Origin of the sequence: Chryseobacterium sp. SIMBA_038, assembly GCF_046535115.1 — a bacterium.
In the GTDB taxonomy this organism is placed as follows: domain Bacteria; phylum Bacteroidota; class Bacteroidia; order Flavobacteriales; family Weeksellaceae; genus Chryseobacterium.
In genome coordinates this window covers 1-298 of sequence record NZ_JAWRXH010000093.1, presented here as the reverse complement: position 1 = coordinate 298, position 298 = coordinate 1, and the positions used below count along the sequence as shown (strand labels likewise).

The following is a 298-nucleotide window of genomic DNA, read 5'->3' as shown; positions in this document are numbered from 1 at the left end:
ATAGAAATCTGCAGCGAGGGAATTTTCATTGAATCCCCGCATGGAATTCCAGCCTCCAAATCGATACAATTCGTTGGCAGAAAACTCTATTTTAGAATCCATCATAGCCCCTTCTCCTTTAATATTCAGGAAATGGTTCCCGGAAATATGATAATTATGTTCCCCAAAAAAGTAAAACTGGTTTTGGGTAGATTTAATGTTCCCTTTCGTATAGGTTGTTGTTAAATAATCGTATCCTGCATTGATCCTTGTTTTGTAAAGGAAAAGATCAATATCGGTAGGCTCAGTCATTTCAAAC

1 pseudogene is annotated in these 298 nt (G+C 36.9%); it reads right to left on the bottom strand.

Annotation, left to right across the window (positions count from 1 at the left end):
- Window positions 1–298 (bottom strand): annotated as a pseudogene (locus tag SB689_RS22855) (hypothetical protein); the annotation flags it as partial.